A 4,694-nucleotide genomic window follows, 5' to 3' on the forward strand; every position below is an offset into this window, starting at 1 on the left:
ACCTCCTGTTCCCAAGCGTAGATGAAGAGTCCGATAACCCCGAGAACAGCACAGTAAGCCTGCAGTCACGCAGGTTGCGTAGCCGGCACAGCAGTGCATGGATCATGCGGATAGCGTACCGCTACGCGACGGCAGGCGAAAGCGCCCTCCGCACGAAATATGTGCTCTCAGTTGTCCGGTAACCGCGTCTGATACTATCTTTTGGCGCCTGCTCGACCGCTCAACATTCAACTCTCCTGAGTTTCATAGCATGGCACTATCCATCAAAGACAATATCCCGACCCGAGGTTACAGCTTCATTGAGGCCCTAGTGTGCTGTCCCGGAAATACATGGCATAAGGGGCAGAGATCGAATAAGCTCAGTTATGTTGACTGGGCGACCCAAAGCAGATCTGAAATTGAGCGCGGCAGAAGAAGCGGAGCTGCGCGGCTTCTCCGCTTCCCGCAGTTTGCCTCACGCTCTTGTGGCCCGTGCCAGGGTTGTGCTGTGGTCGGCTGAGGGCAAGAGCAACAGCGAGATCGCGTCGCAGTTGAACTGGACCAACGCCACCGTGGGCAAGTGGCGGCAGCGCTTCGTGGAGCACCGCTTGCGTGGTCTTTACGATGAACTCCGACCTGGTCGGCCACGCTCGGTCTCCGATGAGAAGGTCGCACTCCTTCTCCGGCGCACGTTGAAGAAGAAGCCGCCTGCAGGAAGCCAATGGAGTATCCGGCAGGCAGCCGATTCAAACGGTCTGTCCAAGTCCACCGTGCACAGGATCTTCCAGGCCTTTGCCGTCCAGCCTCACCGCACACGGAACTTCAAGCTCTCCAGCGATCCCTTCTTCGTCGAAAAGGTGCGCGACGTGGTGGGGCTCTATCTGAATCCTCCCGATCACGCGGTCGTGCTCTCGGTGGATGAGAAGTCGCAGGTTCAGGCACTCGATCGTACCCAGCCGGTACTGCCGATGGGCCTGGGTTACGTGGAAGGCATCACCCATGACTATGTCCGCCACGGCACCACAACACTGTTCGCCGCCCTCGATATTGCCAGCGGCACTGTCTTTACCGAGTGCAAGCCGCGCCACCGCCATCAGGAGTTTCTCAGCTTTCTCAAGTGCATCGACCAAGCGGTGCCGCCAGAGCTGAATGTTCATCTGATCGTCGACAACTACGCTACCCACAGGCATGCCAAGGTGCGCCTCTGGCTCGCACAAAGGCCCCGCTTTCACCTGCACTACACCCCCACCTACTCGTCCTGGCTCAATCAGGTCGAGCGCTGGTTCGGTCTCATTACCCAGCAAGCCATCCGCCGCGGCAGCTTCAGCAGCGTCAAAGATCTCATCACCAGAATCGACCACTTCGTCAAGCACTACAACCGCAGTTGCCGTCCTTTTGCATGGACCGCCACCGCCGACTCTATCCTCCAAAAACTGGCTCGACTATGTTCGCGTATTTCCGGGACAGCACACTAGGTTTTCCCTTTCTAAGAAAAGTCGCACTTCACGAAAGCGGCCCCATGCAAACCGAAGTACATCCCGGCATTGAAAGATGCATGAAGCCGATCCTAAAGGATTTCCGCCATAAGGAGTCGAGCGGGTTTTTTCAGCCCATATACTCTGCGATGATCGGAATGGAGGGGATGAAAGAGCTGTATTCGACGGAATATGTCGCAAACAACTCATTCGATGTCGAGCAGGGAATCGGCGGCGTGTTTCAGGAACGCGGGAGAATCGTCGCAAGATGCTCCGCAATCAAGAACAAGGGATGGGAACCTCCTCAAATCGTCACCCTAGACCGAGCGATCAGGCAAGCTGACACATATGTATATGGGCATCAGTTTGCCAGCATTAAGCAATCGATAAGTATTTCACCTCCCCATTTGAAACGATATTTAACCCGGGAATTGCGTGGCTCGATGATGATCTTTCGGAAAATGAAAGCTCATCTCGAAGAGCGTGAAGTCGTTGCCTGATCTGCTCTGGCCGAGGCCTGGCCGGAGGAGCCAATTGTGCAACAGCTTATTGCACAACTGCCCTGGGGCTGTTTGGGGAGTTCGCATGAGGCTACATCGTGCCGTAGTGATAGACGGTGTAGTGATACAGGCCCTCAAATCTTTGGGTTGTTTCCGTTCCGAGGTGCAGGCAATCCCATTCGTGCTCGGGCGTAGCGCCAGCTTCGCCGGTTAGTATCCGGCGTCAGTGAGATTTGGTCAGCTTCCGGTTGGCCGCCTTAGAGGCCGCGGCGGGAACTCATAAACGCGCCGGTCAAAAGATTTTTCGAGAGCGGCGAGGTAAGCCTCGGCATGTGCCATTGCCGCGTGATCGTCAGACATCATCTCGGGCATACACTTCATTGCTGACTTGTGTGCTTCCAATTCGCAAAGAATTTTGTACCGACTCTGCGTTGAAGGTACGGGGCTGGCGAGGGGCCGCCTACTGGCAAAAGTGTCAGTAGGGAGACTTGATGGGCCAGGCTCCTGGTTGGGTATGGGATCGGGCTGTGAGATTCGAGGACTTTCCTATGTCATTCGAGTGGAGTATAGTGCTCTCGCCTAGACATTCGAGTGGGAGCACGAGATGGAACGTAGCAAAAGAGGGCCGGCGGCGGGGGAGATGCTGCAGGGCACGCTGGACATGCTGATTCTACGGACGCTGGTGATGGAGCCGGCGCACGGGCACACGATCGCGCAGGTGATTGAGCACACCTCAGAGAATGCGCTGGAGGTGGAACAGGGCTCGCTCTATCCGGCGCTGCATCGGCTGGAAGACCGCGGACTGGTGGCGGCAAAGTGGGGCGTGAGCGAGAACAATCGCCGGGCTAAGTTTTACCAGTTGACGGCTGCGGGGAAGCGGAAGCTGGCGGCGGAGACGAGCCGGTGGTGGCAGATGACGCGGGCGATCGGTTTGATTCTGGGGGCGGACTAACCGTCCGAGGCAAATGCGCCTGCGGCGCGGGTTTGCCAGGTTACCCGGGTTGTGACGAGTTCGTAATTGTGTGAGGTACATATGAATCTGCGACGTTTTGTGGGGCGGCGGGCAAAGGATGCTGAGCTGGCCGAGGAGATTCGGTCGCACCTGGCGCATGACGAGGATCTACGGACGGCGCGCGGTGTGGACGCGGATGAGGCGCGGCGGCAGGCACGAGTCAAGTTCGGCTCGCAGAATGCTGTGCGGGCGGAGGAGTGGCGCTATCGTTCCCTCCCCTGGGTGGAGGTAGTGCGGCGCGATCTCATGTTTGCGCTGCGTTCGCTCAGGAAGGCCCTAGGATTCACCATCATTGCCATCACTGTGATCGCGGTGGGGATTGGCGTGAATACGGCGGTGTTCTCGGTAATCAACACGGTTGTGCTCAAGCCACTGACATATCCCCATCCGCAGGAAATGATGGCGATGATGAACACGCTGCCGTTGGGGATGATACATGGCGCGAATGTGCCGAAGTTCAACCTGTGGCGCCAGCAGAAGCGCATTTTTGCGCAGTTAGCAGCGTATGACGACGGCGCCGGGATGGGCGTGACGGGCGGCGATCGTCCGCTACAGGTGCAAGCCATGCACGTATCGGCGGATTATTTCTCGATGTTCGGCGCTCCGATGATTTCCGGGCGCCCATTCACGGATGCGGAGGATAGTCCAAACGGGGGCAGGGTCGTTGTGCTGAGTTACGGACTTTGGAAGAGCCAATTCGGCGGGAACGCGCACATTGTGGGCACAACAATTCAGTTGGATGGGCAGTCTTACCTGGTGGTCGGCGTGGTTGGCAAAAGGTTTGTAACCGAAATGCCAACGGATCTGTGGCTCCCGTTTCAGTTTGATTTCAATACACAGGACCAATCCCATTACTTCGATGTGGCGGCACGGCTGAAGCCGGGCATCACCATGGCCGAGGCGAATGCGCAACTGAAGCTGGTCGCGGACCAGTATCGCCGCACCTACGGAGCAGCGTCGATCGGCCCGCAGGATGGATTCGCCATCGCGTCGCTGCAAGATGTGATTGCGGGCGGCAGTGGAGCTCTCGGCGGCACGGTAGTGCCCGGCAGCGATTCGCGCACCTCACTTTGGGTGTTGATGGGTGCTGTGGGATTTGTACTGCTGATTGCGTGCGCCAATGTGGCAAACCTGATGCTTGCGCGTGCGACAGGGCGGAAGCGCGAGCTGGCGACACGCGCCGCGCTGGGCGCCGGACGCGGGCAAATTGTGCGACAACTGCTGACGGAAAGCCTGGTGTTGTCGCTGATGGGCGGCGCGCTCGGGCTGGTGCTGGGCGCGGTTGGTGTGCGACTGCTGCTGGCGATTGCGCCGAGTGGCATTCCACGGGTCGGCGAAGGGGGAAAAGCGGTTGGGATGGACCTGCATGTGCTTCTGTTTACGCTGGGCGTCTCGGTGCTGACAGGAATTTTGTTCGGGCTAGTGCCCGCGATTCGCGCCTCGCGACTGAATATTACTGAGGCGCTGAATGAGAGCAGCAGTCGAGGCGGCGAAAGCGTTCGCAGCGTGACTCTGCGTTCCGGGCTGGTGGTGAGTGAGATGGCGATGGCGCTGATCCTGGTGATCGGGGCGGCGCTGCTGATCCGCACCCTCCTCAAGCTCCAAGCAGTGAATCCGGGATACGACAAGCGTAATGTGCTGACGATGGCGATGTCGATCAGTGGCGATCGCTTCCAGAAGACGGCGCCCGTGGCGCAACTTGTGAGAGAGGGAACGGACAAGCTGTCG

General features: G+C 58.4%; 5 protein-coding genes. All 5 read left to right on the plus strand.

Going from position 1 to position 4,694, the window contains the following annotated elements:
- Nucleotides 1-182: hypothetical protein (locus tag VGL22_RS19495; RefSeq protein WP_465268628.1), on the plus strand; the 182-nt coding region annotated here is incomplete at its 5' end.
- A 183-nt stretch (nt 183-365) separates the two neighbouring features.
- The gene (locus VGL22_RS19500) at nt 366-1,454 is read left to right on the plus strand and encodes an IS630 family transposase (RefSeq protein WP_465268629.1); all 1,089 of its coding nucleotides are present in this window, start codon (nt 366-368) and stop codon (nt 1,452-1,454) included.
- A 44-nt stretch (nt 1,455-1,498) separates the two neighbouring features.
- Nucleotides 1,499-1,954, plus strand: a complete 456-nt coding sequence (locus VGL22_RS19505) for a hypothetical protein (RefSeq protein WP_465268630.1) — start codon at nt 1,499-1,501, stop codon at nt 1,952-1,954.
- A 604-nt stretch (nt 1,955-2,558) separates the two neighbouring features.
- On the plus strand, nt 2,559-2,906 hold the full coding sequence (locus VGL22_RS19510) for a PadR family transcriptional regulator (RefSeq protein ID WP_465268631.1): 348 nt from the start codon (nt 2,559-2,561) through the stop codon (nt 2,904-2,906).
- An 81-nt stretch (nt 2,907-2,987) separates the two neighbouring features.
- A partial coding sequence (locus VGL22_RS19515; RefSeq protein WP_465268632.1) for an ABC transporter permease occupies nt 2,988-4,694 on the plus strand: 1,707 nt, incomplete at its 3' end.

Origin of the sequence: Occallatibacter sp. (genome assembly GCF_036502485.1) — a bacterium.
In the GTDB taxonomy this organism is placed as follows: Bacteria; Acidobacteriota; Terriglobia; order Terriglobales; family Acidobacteriaceae; genus Telmatobacter.

What these genes read in the sequence shown, in the direction of transcription:
- VGL22_RS19505 (WP_465268630.1), top strand. Translation starts at nt 1,499, where the DNA reads ATGCAAACCGAAGTACATCCCGGCATTGAAAGATGCATGAAGCCGATC.
- VGL22_RS19500 (WP_465268629.1), top strand. Translation starts at nt 366, where the DNA reads ATGTTGACTGGGCGACCCAAAGCAGATCTGAAATTGAGCGCGGCAGAA.
- VGL22_RS19510 (WP_465268631.1), top strand. Translation starts at nt 2,559, where the DNA reads ATGGAACGTAGCAAAAGAGGGCCGGCGGCGGGGGAGATGCTGCAGGGC.